The 18,069-nt window shown below is 73.4% G+C and carries 21 protein-coding genes; 7 read left to right on the top strand and 14 right to left on the bottom strand.

The features are described 5' to 3' along the window. A complete protein-coding gene (locus tag AB0878_RS22040) occupies positions 1-453 on the top strand; it encodes a hypothetical protein (RefSeq protein WP_366582122.1) in 453 nt (150 codons plus the stop codon). Between the two features lie 117 nt (positions 454-570). After that, positions 571-1,077, top strand: coding sequence for a DUF664 domain-containing protein (locus AB0878_RS22035; RefSeq protein ID WP_366582121.1), 507 nt, complete (start codon positions 571-573; stop codon positions 1,075-1,077). Here the strand turns inward: AB0878_RS22035 and soxR are convergent. Then, entirely contained in the window at positions 1,050-1,547 is a 498-nt protein-coding gene (gene soxR, locus AB0878_RS22030; RefSeq protein ID WP_366582120.1) for a redox-sensitive transcriptional activator SoxR, read from the bottom strand. The genes AB0878_RS22035 and soxR overlap by 28 nt on opposite strands. A 112-nt stretch (positions 1,548-1,659) precedes the next feature. Here soxR and AB0878_RS22025 point away from each other — a divergent pair, with 112 nt between their 5' ends. Next, positions 1,660-2,241 carry an NAD(P)H-dependent oxidoreductase gene (locus AB0878_RS22025; RefSeq protein ID WP_366582119.1) on the top strand — a complete coding sequence of 194 codons (582 nt, stop codon included), beginning with the start codon at positions 1,660-1,662 and terminating at the stop codon, positions 2,239-2,241. A 25-nt stretch (positions 2,242-2,266) separates the two neighbouring features. Here the strand turns inward: AB0878_RS22025 and AB0878_RS22020 are convergent, their stop codons facing one another. Genes AB0878_RS22020 through AB0878_RS22010 form a run of 3 tightly spaced genes read right to left on the bottom strand, consistent with a single transcriptional unit; the run spans position 2,267 to position 4,859 of the window. Next, on the bottom strand, positions 2,267-2,749 hold the full coding sequence (locus AB0878_RS22020; protein ID WP_366582118.1) for a hypothetical protein: 483 nt from the start codon (positions 2,747-2,749) through the stop codon (positions 2,267-2,269). Then, positions 2,746-4,176, bottom strand: coding sequence for a HAMP domain-containing sensor histidine kinase (locus AB0878_RS22015; RefSeq protein ID WP_366582117.1), 1,431 nt, complete (start codon positions 4,174-4,176; stop codon positions 2,746-2,748). The genes AB0878_RS22020 and AB0878_RS22015 overlap by 4 nt, the downstream gene beginning before the upstream one ends. Next, entirely contained in the window at positions 4,173-4,859 is a 687-nt protein-coding gene (locus AB0878_RS22010; RefSeq protein WP_366582116.1) for a response regulator transcription factor, read from the bottom strand. The genes AB0878_RS22015 and AB0878_RS22010 overlap by 4 nt, the downstream gene beginning before the upstream one ends. Before the next feature lie 111 nt (positions 4,860-4,970). On the opposite strand from AB0878_RS22010, the gene AB0878_RS22005 reads away from it, so the two are divergent. Beyond that, positions 4,971-5,876 (top strand): phosphatase PAP2 family protein, encoded by a 906-nt coding sequence (locus AB0878_RS22005; RefSeq protein WP_366582115.1) that lies wholly within the window; start codon positions 4,971-4,973, stop codon positions 5,874-5,876. A gap of 73 nt (positions 5,877-5,949) precedes the next feature. After that, on the top strand, positions 5,950-7,341 hold the full coding sequence (locus AB0878_RS22000) for a pyridoxal-dependent decarboxylase (RefSeq protein ID WP_366582114.1): 1,392 nt from the start codon (positions 5,950-5,952) through the stop codon (positions 7,339-7,341). Here the strand turns inward: AB0878_RS22000 and AB0878_RS21995 are convergent. Then, the gene (locus tag AB0878_RS21995; RefSeq protein ID WP_366582113.1) at positions 7,319-8,290 is read right to left on the bottom strand and encodes a pirin family protein; all 972 of its coding nucleotides are present in this window, start codon (positions 8,288-8,290) and stop codon (positions 7,319-7,321) included. The two genes, AB0878_RS22000 and AB0878_RS21995, sit on opposite strands and share 23 nt — an antisense overlap. A gap of 111 nt (positions 8,291-8,401) precedes the next feature. Beyond that, positions 8,402-8,857, bottom strand: coding sequence for a hypothetical protein (locus tag AB0878_RS21990; protein ID WP_366582112.1), 456 nt, complete (start codon positions 8,855-8,857; stop codon positions 8,402-8,404). A 63-nt stretch (positions 8,858-8,920) separates the two neighbouring features. Here AB0878_RS21990 and AB0878_RS21985 point away from each other — a divergent pair, with 63 nt between their 5' ends. Beyond that, positions 8,921-9,748, top strand: coding sequence for an alpha/beta hydrolase (locus AB0878_RS21985; RefSeq protein ID WP_366582111.1), 828 nt, complete (start codon positions 8,921-8,923; stop codon positions 9,746-9,748). A 15-nt stretch (positions 9,749-9,763) separates the two neighbouring features. On the opposite strand, the gene AB0878_RS21980 is transcribed toward AB0878_RS21985, so the two are convergent. The 8 genes from AB0878_RS21980 to AB0878_RS21945 form a co-directional block, all read right to left on the bottom strand. Then, positions 9,764-10,690, bottom strand: coding sequence for a Ku protein (locus tag AB0878_RS21980; protein ID WP_366582110.1), 927 nt, complete (start codon positions 10,688-10,690; stop codon positions 9,764-9,766). A gap of 62 nt (positions 10,691-10,752) precedes the next feature. Further along, the gene (locus AB0878_RS21975; protein ID WP_366582109.1) at positions 10,753-11,172 is read right to left on the bottom strand and encodes a DUF6292 family protein; all 420 of its coding nucleotides are present in this window, start codon (positions 11,170-11,172) and stop codon (positions 10,753-10,755) included. A gap of 183 nt (positions 11,173-11,355) precedes the next feature. Further along, positions 11,356-11,730: a response regulator transcription factor gene (locus AB0878_RS21970; protein WP_366582108.1), complete on the bottom strand. Its 375-nt coding sequence runs from the start codon at positions 11,728-11,730 to the stop codon at positions 11,356-11,358. Continuing rightward, positions 11,727-13,154: a PAS domain S-box protein gene (locus AB0878_RS21965; protein WP_366582107.1), complete on the bottom strand. Its 1,428-nt coding sequence runs from the start codon at positions 13,152-13,154 to the stop codon at positions 11,727-11,729. Before AB0878_RS21965 ends, AB0878_RS21970 begins: the two co-directional genes overlap by 4 nt. A 43-nt stretch (positions 13,155-13,197) precedes the next feature. Further along, complete coding sequence (locus tag AB0878_RS21960; RefSeq protein WP_366582106.1) at positions 13,198-13,587, bottom strand: ATP-binding protein; 390 nt, start codon at positions 13,585-13,587, stop codon at positions 13,198-13,200. A 71-nt stretch (positions 13,588-13,658) separates the two neighbouring features. Continuing rightward, entirely contained in the window at positions 13,659-14,309 is a 651-nt protein-coding gene (locus tag AB0878_RS21955) for a response regulator transcription factor (RefSeq protein ID WP_366582105.1), read from the bottom strand. A gap of 95 nt (positions 14,310-14,404) precedes the next feature. After that, positions 14,405-15,505: a glutamate--cysteine ligase gene (locus AB0878_RS21950; RefSeq protein ID WP_366582104.1), complete on the bottom strand. Its 1,101-nt coding sequence runs from the start codon at positions 15,503-15,505 to the stop codon at positions 14,405-14,407. Between the two features lie 17 nt (positions 15,506-15,522). After that, entirely contained in the window at positions 15,523-16,716 is a 1,194-nt protein-coding gene (locus AB0878_RS21945) for a peptidase dimerization domain-containing protein (RefSeq protein ID WP_366582103.1), read from the bottom strand. 129 nt (positions 16,717-16,845) lie between these two features. Between AB0878_RS21945 and AB0878_RS21940 the strand changes: the two genes are divergently transcribed. Continuing rightward, the gene (locus AB0878_RS21940) at positions 16,846-17,772 is read left to right on the top strand and encodes a hypothetical protein (RefSeq protein WP_366582102.1); all 927 of its coding nucleotides are present in this window, start codon (positions 16,846-16,848) and stop codon (positions 17,770-17,772) included. Positions 17,773-18,069: the final 297 nt, after the last annotated feature.

The following is an 18,069-nucleotide window of genomic DNA, read 5'->3' as shown; positions in this document are numbered from 1 at the left end:
ATGACCGGCCAGGAGACCCGGGGACTGAGCACCGCCGACCTGGCGGGTGCGGCCGAACAGCCCCGAACCGAGGAACGCCGGGACACCCGCTCCCGTGAAGTGTCCGATGTGGACACCGAGGTGAGAGAAGCGGAAGATCGTGGCGCGGACCGGAACACCGCGGACCGAGGCGCCCGCACCGATGGCGCCCCGCCGCTGTTCGAAGGCGGCGACGTCGACCGCTTCCGCCACCGCTGGCAGGAAGTGCAGACCGGCTTCGTCGACGACCCGCGCCGCGCGGTGCGCGACGCCGACGAGCTCGTCGCCTCCGTGATCAGCTCGCTGGCCGAGACCTTCGCCGAGCACAAGGGTGAGCTGGAAGCGCAGTGGCGCGACGGCGAGCCCGCCACGGAGGACCTGCGGATCGCGCTGCGCCGCTACCGCTCGTTCTTCGACCAGCTGCTCGGCACGTAACAGGGCCGCCGGCTCGGCCCGCCGCCGCGCCCGACCGCCGGAATTCGGTGGTGGCGCGGCGGTTTGCGTGCGGCATGATCGGGGTAGCAGGCAGGAACGAACCGAGGAGGACTACGGATGAACGTGGCCGATCTGCTCGTGGACGGCTTCGGCCGGATCCAGGAGGTCGTGCACCAGTCGGTCGACGGCCTGACCGGCGACCAGCTCGTCGCGCGGCCCGGGCCGGGCGCCAACTCGATCGCCTGGCTGGTCTGGCACCTCACGCGGGTGCAGGACGACCACGTGGCCGACGTCGCGGGCACCGAGCAGATCTGGACGGCGCAGGACTGGCACCGCCGCTTCGGCCTGCCCTTCCCGCCTGCCGACACGGGGTACGCGCACAGCAGCGACGACGTCGCGGCCGTGCAGGTGGACGACCCCAAGCTGCTGACCGGCTACTACGACGCCGTGCACGAGCAGACCGTGGCGTGGGTCGGCGGCCTCGACGGCAAGGCGCTCGACGCCGTCGTCGACGAGGGCTGGGACCCGCCGGTGACGCTGGGCGTGCGGCTGGTCAGCGTGCTCTCCGACGACCTGCAGCACGCCGGGCAGGCCGCCTACGTGCGCGGTCTCGTGCTGGGCTGAGGGTCCGCGTAGCCGTCCCCGCGGTGGTCCGGAAGCCTTCGCGGCCCGGGACCCTCGCGGCCGAGGCGGTCGCCGGGGTTCGCGAGCCGGCACTTGGTGAGCGACATGCAGCCGCAGCCGATGCAGTCGGTGAGCTGGTCGCGCAGCTGCTCCAGCTGCCGGATGCGCTCGTCGAGGTCCTCGCGCCAGCAGTGGGAGATGCGCGCCCAGTCGGTGCGGGTCGGGGTGCGGTCGTCCGGCAGCAGCGCGAGAACCTCGCGGATCTGCGACAACGGCATGCCCACCCGCTGCGACATCCGGATGAACGTGACGCGCCGCAACGTGTCGCGGCGGTAGCGGCGCTGGTTGCCCGCCGTGCGCCGGCTGCGGATCAGCTTCTCGTCCTCGTAGAAGCGCAGGGCCGACGCGGGCACCCCCGTGCGGTGCGCCAGCTCGCCCACGGTCAGCTCGGGCAGCTCGGTCTTGGTCATGGCAGCGAGGATAGAGGCGCGCGGACGGGTTGACTTCAAGGGAGCTTGAAGTTCCAGACTCGGTTCCCGTGCGGGACACCCGGTCCCGCACGGGGATTCGAGGAGGACCATCGTGTCGGAAGTTCCCGTCCGGGTTGCCGTGATCGTCGGCAGTGTCCGGGAAGGACGGTTCGCGCCGACGGTCGCGAACTGGTTCACCGGCGAGGCCGCCGCGCACGGCGGGTTCGAGGTGGACGTGGTCGACTGCGCCGATCCGGCCCTGCCACTGGCGTTTCCGGCGTTCGGGTCCGAGCCCGCGCCGGAGGTGGGGCGCCTGGCGGCCCGGCTCGCCGCGGCCGACGCGTTCGTGGTCATCACGCCGGAGTACAACCACAGCTACCCGGCCTCGCTCAAGAACGCCGTCGACTGGTTCCGCTCCGAGTGGCAGGCCAAACCCGTCGCTTTCGTGGCGTACGGCGGGCTTTCCGGCGGCCTGCGCGCGGTGGAGCACCTGCGGCCGGTCTTCGCCGAGCTGCACGCCGTGACCATCCGCGACACGGTGAGCTTCCACGGCGCCCACGGGCGGTTCGACGAGTCCGGCAGCCCCACCGACGCCGAAACCACCGCCGCGGCGGTGAAGCAGCTGCTCGACCAGCTGGAGTGGTGGGCGCGTTCGCTGGCCGACGCGCGGGCCTCGCGGGCATACCCCGTCTGAAGACAGGGGCTCGGGAAGACAGGGCTCAGAAGGTGCAGAGCGCCGGGCCGATCCGCGAATCGGGCGTGACCACCGAAACGCCGCGCAGGTCCACGGGCAGCCCCGCCGCCGACATCGCGGCGACCGTGGTGCAGACCACCTGGTCCACGCCGAGGTAGAGCGGCTTGATCGCGAACGGGATGGTCACCGTCGGCGGCACGCTGGTGGTGTCGATGGAGACCTGGCCGTCGCCGGGGAACAGCAGCGAGTAGTAGCCGCTCTTCTGCTCGGCCGGGGTGGGGCCCTGGAACAGCTCGTTCACCGCCAGCTCCGGCGTGACCGGGCTGCCCCAGCTGCGCACGACGGGCGTCAGCTGGCCGTCGACCAGGAAGTACAGCGTGAGCTGGTTCGCGCGGGCGCTGGGGCCCAGCGCGGTCGGGGCGGGGCCGGCGGGCACGACGACGGTGGGCTGGATGCCGCACGCGCTCACGAGCAGGAGCACGGCGAGTGCGGCCACGAGCTTCTTCATCGCGCCTCTCCGGGCCGGGGGTGGCGGGGCAGCCACAGGGTGAACCGCGCGCCGGAACCGGTGTCGGCGGCCTCGACGTCGCCGCCGTGCAGCCGGGCGTTCTCGCGCGCGATGGACAGGCCGAGCCCGCTGCCCTCCGAGCGCGCCCGCGCGGAGTCGGCCTTGGTGAAGCGGTCGAACACGTGCGGCAGCACGGCCTCGGGGATGCCGGGACCGTGGTCGGTGACCTCCAGTGTCACGGTGTGGGCGTCGGCGGCCAGGTGCACCTCGACCGGCGGCTCGCCGTGGCGAAGGGCGTTGCCGACGAGGTTCGCGACGACGATGTCGAGCCGGCGCGGGTCGACCGTCGCGACGACGCCGGCCGGCAGGTCGGTGACGATCCCGTCGGCGGCCGTCCAGCCGCGGGCGGCGAGGCTGTCGGTCACGCCCTGCGCGACGTCCCACTCCTCCAGCCGCAGCTCGGCGCGCCCGGCGTCGAAGCGGGAGATCTCCACCAGGTCCTGCACGAGCCGGGTCAGCCGGCGGGTCTCGGCCGAGACCAGGCGCGCGGCGACGGCGGTGTCGGCGGGCAGCTGCTCGGCGTCCTCGTCGAGCACGTCGGTGACCGCGTTCATCGCGGCGAGCGGGGTGCGCAGCTCGTGGGAGACGTCGGCGACGAAGCGGCGTGCGTCGGCCTCCATCTCCCGCAGCGTGCCGACGGTGCGCTCCAGCTCGGCCGCGGTGCTGTTGAAGGTGGTCACGAGCTGGGCCAGCTCGTCGGAGCCCTTGGCGCGCAGGCGGACGTCGAGCTGCCCGTGGCCGAGCTTGCGGGCGGCGGTGTTCAGCGCGCGCACCGGGCGCAGCACCTGCCGGGCGGCCAGCAGCGCCAGCGCGACGGCGATCGGCAGCGCGAGGGCGGCCGTCTGCCACGCGCGGGTGGCCAGCCGGTCGATCGCGGTCTGCTGGGCGGCCAGCGACACCATGGAGTAGACCTCGACGCCGGTGTGCGCCACCCCGTTGTCGCCGCGCTGCAGCACGGGCATCCCGACCAGCAGCAGCGGGGTGCCGCCCGTGATCACCCGCTTGAACTGGATCGTGCCGCCGGTCGCGACCTCCTGGCGCAGATCGGCGGGCAGCGTGGCCGGATCGAGCCCCGACCGGGAACGCAGGTCGCCGTAGATCGCGACGGTGGTGCCCTTGAGATTGTCGGCGAGGTTGTCGAGCTGGCGCTGGTCCGGCGGCAGCGTCATCTGCGGCAGGTACGCGGTGACCTGGTCGCGCAGCTGGACCATGGCGGGGTCCTGCACACCCTGCAGGATGGTCGTGCGCGCCGTCACGTAGCTCGCGCCGGCCGCCGCGGCCGCGCCGACCAGGGTCATCGCCGCGAAGGACAGCACCAGGCGCGGCCGCAGTCCCGAGAGCCACGGCCGCAGCCGGGGAACCCTCACGAGCGGCCGAACCGGTAGCCGAAGCCCCGCACGGTCTGGACGTGGTCGGGCCGCGCCGGCACGTCCTCGATCTTGGACCGCAGCCGCTGCACGCAGGCGTCGACCAGGCGCGAGTCGCCGAGGTAGTCGTGGTCCCACACCGCGGTGAGCAGCTGCTGGCGGCTGTAGACCTGGCCCGGCGTGCGGGAGATCTCGAGCAGCAGCTTGAGCTCGGTCGGCGTGAGCGCCACCTGCTCGCCCCGTTTCGTCACGAGCATGCCGGCGCGGTCGATCACCAGCTCGCCGTGGCGCTCGACCTCGCCCGCGCGCGCGTCGTGATCGCTGACCGCGCGGCGCAGCACCGCGCGGATCCGCGCGTCGAGCACCCGCGGCTCCACCGGTTTCACCACGTAGTCGTCGGCGCCGGCCTCCAGGCCCGCGACCACGTCGAAGTCGTCGCTGCGCGCGGTCAGCATGATGATGGGCACCTCGCCCAGGGCGCGCATCCGGCGGCAGGTCTCGAACCCGTCCATCCCGGGCAGCATCAGGTCGAGCACCACGATGTCGGGCAGGTGCTGGCGCACCTGGTCCAGCCCCGCCTCGCCCGAGCCCGCGGTGTGCACCGCGTGGCCCTGCCTGCGCAGGGCCAGCTGCAGCCCTTCCCGTACGGCCGCGTCGTCCTCGACCACCAACACCTCTGCCACCCCGGCCATTATTCGGAAAACCGCAGCGTGGGGCGAACCGGGGCGATCTTGTAGCAAAACCATGACACGGCACTGACGCGACCACTAAATCCCGCGCCGAGACTCGGGTCCATGGCAGTGACGTTCCCCGAGGCACCCCCGATCACCCCGTCCGGCTCCCCGCGCCACGCGCTCGAGGTGCGGACCCCGTCGCGCACCGTGCTGCTCGTCGCGAGCGCGGTGGGCTGCGCGGTCGCGTTCGTCGTGGCGTACCTGCTCTTCGTGCGCACGGCGGCGGGCCAGGAGGCGGAGAACGGCGTGGTGCACAGCGCGCAGGCCACCGGATCGTCCCCTGTGGACTGGGCCGCGCCGCTGCGCGACGTGGATCTCGTGGTGCTGCTCGGCGCAGTCGCGGTGCTGGTGCTCGTGCTGGCACTGGTGCGGCGCCGGTTCGCCCTGGGCGTGACGGCGCTGGTGCTGCTGGCGACCCCGCTGGTCGCCGCGCAGCTGCTCAAGATCTACGTGCTCGACCGGCCCGCCGGCCTCGACGGTTACGCGGTCGCGAGCCACAACAGCTTCCCGAGCGGGCACGTCAGCGCGGCGACGGCGGTGCTGTTCGCGCTGGCGGTGGTGCTGCCCGCCCGGATGCGCACCTGGGTGCTCGCCGTGGGTTCACCCGGCGTCGCCTGGGTCGCCGCGGCGACCGTCGCGCTCGGCTGGCACCGGCTTTCCGACACCGTGGGCGGCTGCCTTCTCGTGGCCGCAGTGGTGTGCGCCGGCGCGGCGGTCGTCTCGGCCCGGCGGCCCGACGGGCGGCGGGTCCCGGTGCTCGCCACGGTGGTGGCTTCGGCGGGCCCGACGGTCGTGGTGCTCGCCGGGTTCGCGGTCCTGGCCTCGGCCACGTCGGAGGCCGCGCAGTTCGTGGCCGCGCTGGTGCTGGCGGGCGTGTCGGCCGTGGCGCTGGTGCTGCTGGTCGCCGGTCCGGTGCGCAAGGTGAACTTCGACCCGGGCCGGGCGCGGACGCGGCTGAGCCGCTGAGCGGGCCAGTTCCCGGGGATTGGCCTGCGACGGCCGCCGCCGCGCGCGGCTAGGGTCGCCGCAGGAGGTGGCTGTGTACTCGAAGCTGGCCGAAGACCTCGCCGGCCTGCCCGCGCTGCTCGACGCCGCGCGTGCGCAGGCCGGCGAGCTGCTCGCGGGGGTGGCGGACCGTCCGGTGGCGGTGCCGCCGAGGACGGTCGAACCCGCGGAGCTGCCGGAGAACGGCGTGGGGGCGCGGGCCGCGCTCGCGGAGTTCGGGCGCCGCTGGGCGCCGGGGTTCGCCGCGAGTGCCGGGCCGCGGTACCTGGGGTTCGTCACGGGCGGCGCGACGCCCGCGGCGGTGGCCGGCGACTGGCTCACGGCCGCGGCGGACCAGAACCCCGTGTCGTCGCTGGATTCCTCGGCTTCGGACCTCGAACGCGAGACGGTGGGCTGGCTCGCGAAGCTGTTCGGGCTGGGGCCCGAGTTCAGCGGTGCGTTCGTCTCCGGCGCGACGATGTCCAATGTGGTCGGTCTGGCGATCGGGCGCGAGTGGCTGGGGGAGCGGCTGGGCGTCACGGTCGCCGACGCCGGGGTCGCGGCGCTCGGCGCGGTCGAGGTGCTGAGCGGGTCGCCGCACTCCAGCGCGCTCAAGGCGATGTCCGTGCTGGGCCTCGGCCGCTCGGCCCTGCGGCCGGTGACCGTGCGGCCCGGGCGCGAGGCCGTGGACGTCGAGGCACTCGAGCGGGAGCTCGCCGCGCTGGGCGGGCGGCCCGCGATCGTGATCGCCAACGCCGGCACGGTCAACACCGTCGACTTCGACGACCTGCGGGCGATCGCCGCGCTCAAGGCGAAGTACCCGTTCTGGCTGCACGTCGACGCGGCGTTCGGCGGGTTCGCGGCGCTCTCGCCCGAGCACGCGGGACTCGTCGACGGGCTGGAGCTGGCCGACTCGGTGTGCGTCGACCTGCACAAGTGGCTCAACGTGCCCTACGACTCGGCGATCCAGTTCAGCCGCCGCCTCGACCTGCAGGTGCGCGTGTTCCAGAACTCCGCCGCCTACCTCGGCCACCCGGGCGACAACCCGGACTTCGTGCACCGCACGCCCGAATCGTCTCGGCGGCTGCGTGCGCTGGCCGCGTGGTGCACGCTCGCCGCGTACGGCCGGGCGGGGCACCGCGAGATCGTCGAACGCTGCGTCGCCCACGCCCGGGACCTCGGCGACCGCCTGGCCGAGACACCGCAGTGGCGGCTGCTCGCGCCGGTGCGGCTCAACGTCGTGTGCTTCACGCTGGCCGAGGACCCGACGCAGGAGCGCATCGACGCCGTGGTGCGCGCCGTCGCCGCCGGGGGCGAGACGTTCGTGACGCCGACGGTCTACGCGGGCGTGCCCGCGCTGCGGGCCGCGTTCAGCAACTGGCGGACCGAGCGCGAGGACGTGGACCGGATCTTCGCCGCGCTGGTCAGGGGTTCCGGCGCGGCTTGATCCGCACTCCCGGCAACACGGGCGCGGGCAGCCGCGCGGGGTCGCCGGGCACCTCGGGGATCGCGCCGAACTGCGGCGATTCCGCCTGCCACGCCTCGCGGTACTCCACGATCTCCTCGTGCGTGCGGGCCACGAAGTTCCACCACATCACGATCTCCTCGCCGAACGGCGGCCCGCCGAGCAGCATCACGCGAGCGCGGCCTTCGCCGGTGTTCGCGAGCTCGAGCGTGGCGCGGCCGGTGCCGAGGTACCCGAGGTCGGTGCTGTGCAGCGCCGAGCCGGCGAAGGCGACCTCGCCGGTGTCGACGAGCACGCCGTGCTCGTACTCGGGGTCGACGTCCAGCGTGACGTGGGCGCCGGGCTCCAGGACCAGCTCGGCGCCGAGCAGCGGCGTGAACGTCTTGACCGGCGACGTCTCGCCCGCGAGCGTGCCGAGGAAAACGCGCGCGGTGGCGCCGCCGAGGTCGGTGGCGGGCGGGGCGTAGTGCTGGAAGTCGCGCTCGGCGTGGCGGTGGGCGTCGGGCAGCGCGACCCACAGCTGCACGCCGTGCAGCGTGGTGGTCTCCGGTGTCGAGACCTCGGAGTGGCAGATGCCGTGGCCGCCGGTCATGAGGTTCAGCTCGCCCGGGCGGATCATCGCGTGGGAGCCGAGGCTGTCGCGGTGCTCGATCTCGCCGGCGAACAGCCAGCTCACCGTCTGCAGCCCGGTGTGCGGGTGCGAGCCGACGGACATGCCGCCCGTGGTCCTCGGGTCGTCGGGCCCGTAGTGGTCGGCGAAGCACCAGGCGCCCACCAGCGAACGCTTGCGCTGCGGCAGCGTGCGGCGCACCTTCATCGCGCGCGGCCCGCCCAGCGGCACGTCCCGCGCGCCGAGGACCTCGACGCCGCCGTGGCCGGCCGCGTCGTCCCCGCAGTCCAGCACGGGTGGCTCGGTCTCGACGTTGCTCATCCTGGTGCCTCCACTCGCGCGGCCGGTTCACCGAAACCTTAGCGGGAAGGCTTGTGCCGCGTCGTCTTCGAGGCGGCGTGGGTTCGAGGGGCAGTGGGGTCGAGACCGTGCTCAGTCGGGGGAGTGGGGCGTGGCCTCGTGCCCGGGCAGCCCGGGCGTGCGGTTCTCGCGCTTCACCCGGGCCTCGGCGAGGTGGCGGACGCCGCGGGTGAGCTCGCGCACGCGCGTCTCGTGGTCGCGGAACACGCGGTAGTAGGTGGTGTCGTACTCCTCCACGATCTGGAACGTCCAGCGCCCGTGCAGCACGTTGCGGCCCAGCAGGTGCTCGGCGAGGCGGTCGGCGTGGCCGGGGTGGCCGGCCGCGCGCAGCATGGCGATGCCGTCGGAGAGCTTCTCGTCAGCGGAGCCGCTGAGCTGGTGGAACTCGTAGAGCCGGCCGCGGGCGATCTCGACGGTCTCCATCGCCTCGGTGATCTTGCCGACGGCTTCGAGCGTCGCGCGGTCGGGTTCCAGCTGCTCGGCCGCGGTGTCGTCGAGCCGGAGGTCGGGGTGCGCGTCTGGGTCCATACCTCGCGAGGTACCCCGTGAACGCCGTTCCCTCACGCACCCGAGCCGCTAGAGTCGCGCCGCATGGGGACCTCACATGATCTGACTCTCGCCGGCGACCGTGTGCTGCGCGTGCACGACAGCGGCCGCGGCGACACCCTCACCGTGGTCTGGTTCCACGGCACGCCGCAGACCGGAGCGCTGCTGGCACCTGTCCTGCAGGCCGCGGACGCGCGCGGGATCCGTGTCGTCTCCTACGGCCGCCCCGGCTACGGCGGGTCGACGGTGGTGCCGGGCCGCACCATCGGGTCCGCGGCCGAGGACGTGCGCGTGCTCGCCGACGCACTGGGGCTCGGCCGCTTCGCGGTGGTCGGGGCTTCGGGCGGCGGGTCGCACGCGCTGGGGGCTGCGGCGCAACTGCCGGATCGCGTCACCGCGGCCGTGACGCTGGCCGGGGTCGCGCCGTACACCGAGGAGTTCGACTGGTTCGCCGGGATGGCCGACCCGACCTCGCTGCGCGCCGCGCGTGAAGGCCGCGAAGCGCGGATGGCCCACGCGCTGGCGCACGAGTTCGACCCGGAGAGCTTCGTCGCGACCGACTGGGCCGCGCTGGACGGCGCGTGGGGACCGCTCGGCGCGGACGCCGGGGAAGCCGGCGGCGCGGGCCACGACGGTGAGGTCGACGACGACGTCGCCTACGCGTCGGGCTGGGGCTTCGAACTCGCCGAGGTGCGTGTGCCGGTCCTGCTGGCGCAGGGCGGCGCCGACCGCGTGATTCCCGCGTCGCACGCGCAGCACCTGCTGGCCCACCTGCCCGACGCCGAGCTGTGGCTGCGGCCCCGCGACGGGCACATCTCGATCCTCAACGCGTTGCCCACCGCGCTGGACTGGCTGCTCGCGTTACCCCGGTGAACGCCGAGGCGACGGTCAGGACGCCTCTTCCAGCGCCCGTTCCAGATCCGCGCGCTTCATCTTCGAGCGGCCCTTGATCTCGCGTTCCTTGGCCAGCTCGTCGAGCTGCGCCTTGGTGAGGTCCGCGAGCTGCGGGCCCTTCTCCTTCTTGCCGCGCCGCTTCCCGTTCTTCACACTGCGCTGCAGGGCCTCGAACAGGTCGACCACCTTCGTCGGCTCCGCGGCCTCGGCGGCCGGCGTGACCTTGTCGCCCTTGCGCTTGGCCTCGATGAGCTCGTGGACGCGGTCGGTGTAGGTGTCGCGGTAGTCCTCGGGCCGCCAGTCCTCGGTGAGCGCGTCGATGAGGTTCACGGCCATGTCGAACTCCTTGCCGCGCGCCGGCGCCTTCTCCGGCAGGTCCGGCAGCGACTTCTCCCGGTCCCGCAGGTCCGCGGCGAAGTGCAACGTGTCGAGCAGCATCACGCCGTCGCCGGCCCGCACCAGCGCCAGGTACTCGCGCCCGCGCAGCACGAACTTGGCCACGCCCGCCTTGTCCGTCTTCGCCATCGCCGCCAGCAGCAGCGAGTACGGCTTGTCGTAGTCGGAGCCCGCGGGGGCGAGCCAGTAGGTGCGGTCGAAGAACATCGGGTCGATGTCGGCGAGGTCGGCGAACGCCTCCACATCGAGCGACTTGCTGCGCCCGGGCGCGATCTCGTCGAGTTCCTCGGGCTCCACCAGCACGTAGTCGCCGTCGTCGAGCTCGTAGCCCTTCACGATCTCGGCCAGCTCCACCTCGTCGCCGGTGCGCTCGTTCACGCGCCGGTAGCGGATGCGGTCGCTCGTGCCGCGCTCGAACTGGCGGAAGTGCACGGTGTGGTCCTCGATCGCGCTGTAGAGCCGCACCGGCACCGTCACCAGGCCGAGGGTCAGCGAGCCGCTCCAGACGGGCCGTTTCGGTGCCATGACGCACTCCTTTCCCGACCGGGGACTACCCGCTTTCGCCCGCGCCGACGCATCACCCCGCGTCAGGCCAGGCGGTCCAGCAGTTCGTCGTGCCCGCCCGCGCGGCGCAGCTTGCGCGGGTCGGGGCGGCCGAGGGAGTGGTCGGCCGCGCGCAACGCCCCCAGGAAGCGCTCGACGGCGGCGGGTTCGGCGAGCACGTCGTCACCGTCGAGGTAGGCCAGCACGATCAGGTCCTCCCCGCACGAGGCCTCGATCGCCGCCGACCAGCCGTGCACCTCGTCCCACAGCAGCGCCAGGTCCCGGTCGGGGAAGCGGCCGAGCCGCCGGTCGAGGGCGATGTAGGCCGAGACGGGCAGGTCGAGGTCGACCGTGCAGGACTCCAGTCCCACGCCCACCGCGGCGGCCACCCGCGCGAGGTAGCCGCGCAACGCGCGGTCGAAGCGGTGGTCCACGCCGAGGTCCGCATCCACGAAGCTGCTCACGACGCAACCCTCTCTGTCGCCGGGGAAGGGGATCGCCCTGTGGGGCGAGCATCGGCTACCCCGTTCCGGGTCGCCTCACACCCCATTTTCGGGTGAATTTCCTGCCACACGGGCGATCCCGCGCAAGTGGCTCCGATCGGACGCACGCGGTCCCGGCGACCGGGACCCTTCGTGAGCGCGTGGCTACCGTCCGGCCAGCCGCCGCACCGCCGCGACGATCTCGCGGTTCGGCACACCCTTCGTGAGGTACTCGACGGCACCCGCGGTCTCCATGGAGGCCATGGACGCGTGGTCGGAGTAGGCGGAGAACGCGAGCACCGCCGTTCCCGGGCAGCGGGTCACGATCTCGCGCGCGGCGCGGGCCCCGCCGCCGCCGGGCATGCGCACGTCGAGCACCGCGACGGCGGGCCGGTGGCGCTCGGCGAGCGTGATCGCGTCTTCCGCGTCGCGCCCGACGCCGACGACCTCGATGTCGGGCTGCTCCTCGAGCACTTCGCGCAGGGCGTCGCGGATCATGTCGTCGTCGTCGCTGATCACGACGCGCAGGGGGCCGGTCACCGCTGCTCGTCCGGGGCGCTCGGCAGCCAGAACTCCACACTCGTCCCTTCGCCGGGCTTGCTGGACATGGACCACCAGCCGTGGGCCGACTCGGCGCGTTCGCGCATCTCGATCAGCCCGAAGTGGTCGCGGCCCGGGTCGGTGCCGGTCACGGCGGTGCCGATCCCGTCGTCGGTCACGCGGAAGAGCGTGCCCCTGTCCACTGTGGACAACGAAACCTCCACTCGTGACGCGCGGGCGTGCTTGTGCACGTTGGTGAGCGCTTCCTGGCAGATCCGGTATCCCGTCACGGCGGCTTCCGAGGTGGGTTCGGCCGTGAGGTCGTGGCGCAGCGTGTACTGGAGCCCCCAGCCGGGCAGGACCTCTTCGAGGTGACCGGTGAGCGCGACCACGAGCCCGTGGCGGTCCAGGTCGGGCGGCCGCAGCCGGGAGACGAGCGCGCGCAGCCGGCCCACCGCCGCGCGCACCGACTCGTCGAGCGCGTGCACCCCTTCGCGGTGTTCCTCGGGCAGCCGGTCGGCCAGCAGCTGCAACCGCATGCCGACGGCGACCATCGACTGAATCGAGTCGTCGTGCACGTCCCACGCGATGCGCCGGCGCTCGACCTCCTGGGCGTCGACGAGGTGCCCGACCAGCCGGCGCCGCTGCACCAGGGCCTGTTCGGCGGCGCGGCGTTCGCTCATGTCGCGGGTGACCTTGCCGAAGCCGCGGTGGTTGCCGGCGTCGTCGAACAGGGCGGTGATGACGACGTTGGCCCAGAAGCGGGTGCCGTCCTTGCGGATGCGCCAGCCCTCGTCTTCCAGGCGCCCTTCGGCGAGGGCGGTTTCGAGCTCGCGCGCGGGTTTGCGGGCGGCGATGTCCTCGGCGGGGTAGAAGACCGAGAAGTGCCGGCCGATGATCTCGTCGGCGTGATAACCGTTGATGCGCTGGGCGCCGGCGTTCCAGCTGACGATGCGGCCGCCGGTGTCGAGCATGAAGATGCCGTAGTCGGAGACGTCCTGCACCAGCAAGCGGAAGCGTTCCTCGCTCTCGCGCAGCGCTTGCTCGGCGGTGCGGCGCTCGGTCATGTCGCGGGTGACCTTGCCGAAGCCGCGGTGATTTCCCTCGTCGTCGAACAGGGCGGTGATGACGACGTTGGCCCAGAAGCGGGTGCCGTCCTTGCGGATGCGCCAGCCCTCGTCTTCCAGGCGCCCTTCGGCGAGCGCGGTTTCCAGCTCCCGCTCGGGCTTGCGCGCGGCGATCTCCTCCGGCGGGTAGAACACGGAGAAGTGCCGGCCGATGATGTCCTCGGGCCGGTAGCCCTTGATGCGCTCGGCGCCCGCGTTCCAGCTCAGGACGCGGCCGGCCGGGTCGAGCATGAAGATCGCGTAGTCGAGGACTCCCCGCACCAGCAGGCCGAGGTCGTCCACCGCGGGGTCGTCCATGCCCCAACTCTGCCCCATCCGGCTCACGCGGGCAGCTTCCGGTTCACCCGCGCGGAGCCCGGCCGAGCTCACACCACACGACCTTTCCCGACTCGCCGGGTGTGACACCCCACGCCAGCGCCAGCTCCTGCACGAGCCGCAGGCCCCAGCCGCCGTCCGGACCGGACTCGCGGGTCGCGGGCAGCTCGGCGCTGTCGTCGGCGACCTCGAGCCGGACCACCGCTTCGCCGTACTTGAGCCGCAGCACGGGTTTGCCCTCGCCGTGCTGCACGGCGTTGGTGGCCAGCTCGGTCACGATCAGGAGGGCGTCGTCGGCCACGGCACCGAAGCCCCAGCCGGTCAGGGTCGCCCGCGTGAAGTCGCGCGCCGACGCGAGACCGGCCACCGATTCGGGCAGCACGCATTCGACGTCGACGGGCGCAGGGACCTCCACGTCCCCACTCTGCGCGAAACGCCCGCCGTGCGGCAGACGCAGATCACCACCGCGTCACTGACGCAGGTGCATCAATCCAGCAGGCCCTCGCGCCGCGCGAAGGCGACCGCTTCGAGCTTCGAGCGCGCGCCGAGCTTCTCCAGCACGCGCTGCACGTGGTTGCGGGTCGTGTTGCGGGTGACGCCGAGGCGGTCGCCGATCTCCTCCGTGCTCGCGCCTTCCGCGAGCAGCTGCAGCGTCTCGCGTTCCCGCGCGGTCAGCGCCGAGCCGTTGCCGCCGGCGCGGCCGGTGAGCCGGTCGAGCACCCCGGGCAGCAGGGCGGCGTCGAACACGACCTCGCCTTCGGCCACGCGCTGCACGGCCGACTCCAGCTGGTCGAGCGGCGCGGACTTGAGCAGCAGCCCCCGGCCGCCGGCCTCGGCCACGCGCGCGGCGACGGCCGGAGTGGCGTCGCCGGTGAGGACGAGAACCTGCGAGCCGAGTGCGGCGAGGTCCCCGATCGCGGCCACGGCGTCGCCGTCGGGCAGGCGCCGGTCGAGGACCACGACGTCGGGCCTCAGCCGGGCCGTGTCGGTCGTCGCGGCTTCGCGCGAGCGGACGCGCCCGACCACGGAAATCGCGGGCGAGCGCTGCAGGGCGAGCTCGAGAGCCTGGGCCACCATGTCGTGGTCTTCCACGAGCAGCACCCGCACCGGGCCGGCGAACCGAGGCTCGACAGGCATGTCGCTGCCTTTCCATTGGCGCCGGGGACTGGGGCGGGTTTCCGAACTGACCACTCATCGTAACCGGGTGCCGGCCTGGCCACCGTCCGGGCGGGTCAGGCCGTCGCCGGTCTCGCCGCGCCGGCCGGGACGGCGAAGCGGTCGACGACGTCGAGGGCGTTTTCCCGGTTCGCGAAGAGCTGCCGCTGGCGGTCGGCTCCGCCGCCGTCGCGGGCGAGCCGAGCGAGGCCTTCGCGGGCGAACACGGTGTCCCCGGCGGCACGGAGGGCGGGTGCGCAGAACTCGGTCAGCCGCCTGAGCACCTCGACGGCAGGGAGCAGGTCGCCGGTGCCCGGGTCGGAGCAGTGGCCCGTGACGCCTTCGCGGGAGGCGCGCCAGAGCCGGCCGCGCAGCACCTCGTTGGACAGGTGCGGGGGATCGCCGGCGTCGAGCACCGTGGCCACGAGCGCCCGGCACAGCACGCCGAGCAGCGTGGCCTCTTCGACGGTGGCGGCGACGTCGGCGACCCGGAACTCGATCGTCGGCTGCTGTTCCGACAGGCGCACGTCCCAGTAGACCATCCCGCGGTCGAGGATCGCGCCCGAGCGCAGCCACGCGTCCACGACGCCCTCGTAGTCCGCGTGCGAGGCGAACCGCGGCGGCGGCCCGGCCGAGGGCCAGCGCGCCCACTCCTGGTGCCGCCAGCTGCAGTACTCGGTGTCGCGGCCGTCCGCGATCGCCGAGTTGGCCGTGAGGGCCAGCAGCGCCGGCAGCCACGGCCGCACGTGCCCGAGCACGCGCGTGCCGGTCTCCGGGTCCGGCACGGCGACGTGGACGTGGCAGCCGCAGGTGAGCGTGGTCTGCGCAGTGGCGCCGAAGTGCGCGGCCATCCGGCGGTAGCGCGGGGTCGCGGTGATGGCGGGGAGCTCGCCGGAGGAGACGGGCGAGCTGCCGCAGGGCAGGATCCGCAGCCCGCGCCGGTCGGCCGCGCGGGCGAGCGAGGTGCGCATCGCCTGCAGCTGCTCGACGGCTTCGTCGTGGGTGACGCAGATGCCGGTCGCGGTCTCGGCCTGGGCCTTGGTGAGCTCCTGCTGGAACTCGCCCGCGCCGCTGTCGTCCGCCGACTCCAGGACGGCGGCGGCCGCGTGCGCCGGACGGCCCCGGTCGTCGACGACGAGGAACTCTTCTTCGATCCCGAAGGTGAGCACGTCGGCCATGGTGGGTCCTTTCGGGGTCAGCCCGTGCGCTCGGCACGGGCCTGGTCGGCGAAGCAGTCCCACGCCTGGCTCACCAGAGCCGGGTGCGCCAGCAGGTCCACAGTGGTCCGGCCGAGTGCCGCGGCCGAGGCGAGCAGCACCGAACGGGCCCGTGGTGACGCGGCCGCCGCGGCGAACTCGGGCGTGCCCTCGGCGTGACCCGGGTCGAGGATCGCGACGAACGGGTGGATCGTGGGCACCTTCAGGCTGACGTCACCGACGTCGGAGGAACCGGGGAACACACCCGGGTCCGGCGGCGTCGCGTGGATGCCGCGCGCGGCGAGGTGGCGGGCGAAATGGCTCGACAGCACGGGGTTGTCGCGGAAGTGCGCGCAGCCGGGGCCGAGCCGGTCGGTCCGGGCTTTCGCACCCGTGGCCAGGGCCGAGCCCTCGGCGCACGCCGTCACGTCGGACACCAGCCGCTCCAGCGCCGCGGTGGTCGGCGCGGACAGCCCGAACCGCGCCTCGGCCAGGCCGGGCACGACGGCGGTGGACTCGCCGCCGCGCGTGATGATGCCCTGCACGTGGAAGCCGGCGGGCAGGCGTGCCTGCAGCGCGGCGACGGCGGTGAAGGTCTGCACGAGCGTGGCCACCGCGTCGACGCCGCGGCGGGGCTCGGCGGTCGGGTGCGCGGCGCGGCCGTGGACGGTCACGCGCACGTCGGTGCGGGCGGTCAGCGGTGCCCACGTCCAGGTGTGCGTGCCGGGGTGAAAAACCAGTGCCGCGTCGACGTCGTCGAACACCCCGGCGGCGGCGAGAGCGGCCTTGCCCGTGGCCGGTTCCGCGGCGGGGCAGCCCACGACGAGGATCGAGCCGCGGTCGTCGCCGGTGACGGCTCGGGCGGCGAGCGCGGCCCCGAGACCGGCCGCCGCGACGAGGTTGCGCCCGCTCGCGTGGCCGAGGCCGGGTACCGCGTCGTACTCCAGCAGCAGAGCCACGCACGGCCGGGTTTCGCCGCGACGCGCGGTGAACGCCGTGGCCAGGCCGGCGACACCGTGCTCGACGGCGAAACCCGCCTCGGCCAGCTCACCGGTCAGCGCGCGGACGGCCTCGTGCTCGGCGTCCGCCGGCTCGGGCCCGGCGTGCAGCGCACGGGCGATCGACCACAGCCGCTCGTCGAGCCGCTCGATCTCCTCGTCGACCCGCTCGTGCCGGGTTTCGTCCGCTTCCATGCGCCACACATACCCACCCTCCTCCGATTCGATACCGGCGGGGTCGGCGAGTGGGTAATTCGGCCGTGTGCCGGGCGCGGTCGGTGGGGAATTCTCGACGGGAAAGCAGCCGAGTCGGACGGAGCAGGCATGACAGCGGGAAGCTACCGGGTACTGCCGGCCGAGGTGTCGTCGATCGTCAAGAACGTGGAGAGCCTGGGCTCCTCGGCGTTGTCCTCGACGCGCGACCTCGAGTCGCTCGTGATCGACGCGCTCTCGTTCGCCGGGATCGGCAGCGGGGTGGCCGCGGCGAACTCGACGCTGCAGTCGCAGCTGGTCTCTTCGCTCGGCAAGTTCGTGAGCCTCATCGGTGAGGTGAGTGGCAAGGTCCAGTCGGCGGTGCAGGGGTACACCGATGCGGACACGGCCGTGGCACAGGGTCTCGGCGGGGGTACGCAGGCTGCTCCGGCTGCCGGGGGTGGCGCCGCCGCGCCGGCCGCCGCTGCGACGCAGCTGGACGATCGGGTCGTCGACTCGATCATGCGCTCGGAAGGCGCGACCGGCGAGCAGGGCGGGGTGCCCGAGGTCTACGGCTTCCGCCAGAGCATGCACAACGGCTACGACGAGATCATGGCCGCGCGCAACCAGTACGGCATCGGCAGCCCCGAGGAGCACGCCGTCGTCGCGCGCCTGATGTCCGCCAACGCCCGCACGGCCGGCGCCCTCAACTTCACCGACGCCGGCACCCAGGCCGCCGTGATGTCCGGCGCCCACATGCGCGGCGCCGGCGGCGTGCGCGCCATCCTCAACCACATGGGCGGCGCCGACATCGTCCGCAGCGCGCCCACCCTCGACCCGGCCGCCGTGCAGCACATCCAGGGCCTCACCCCCCAACAGTTCCAACAGGACTTCCACGACGCCCGCATCGAGTACGACCGCCAGGTCTACGGCGCCACGACCACCACGCAGGGCGGGCACACCCAGAACTGGTGGGACCGCTACGGCAACGGCCTCACCCAACGCTACGACCGCGAACAGAACGAATTCCTCGGCCTTTCCCGGCCCGCGGCCCAGTAGCCGTTCGGCATCCAGCCGGCCATCTCGCGAGATTGCGCCGGTTTCCGGATTGGGGCCGGTGCGATCGGCCCTGGGTCTTTCCCGGCCCGCGGCCCGGTAGCCGTTCGCCACCCAGCCGGCCGCCCCGCGTAATCGCGCCGGTTTCGGGATTGGGGCCGGTGCGATCAGTCCTGGGCCTTTCCCAGCGCGCGGCCCAGTAGCCGTTCGCCACCCAGCCGGCCACCCCGCGAGATCGCGCCGGTTTCCGGATTCGGGCGGTGCGATCGGCCCCCGGCCGATCCGACCGCCCGAATCCGG

Origin of the sequence: Amycolatopsis sp. NPDC047767 (assembly GCF_040704195.1) — a bacterium.
Lineage (GTDB): Bacteria > Actinomycetota > Actinomycetes > Mycobacteriales > Pseudonocardiaceae > Amycolatopsis.
Note: the sequence above shows the minus strand (reverse complement) of the source record. Positions and strands in the feature narration are given on the sequence as shown.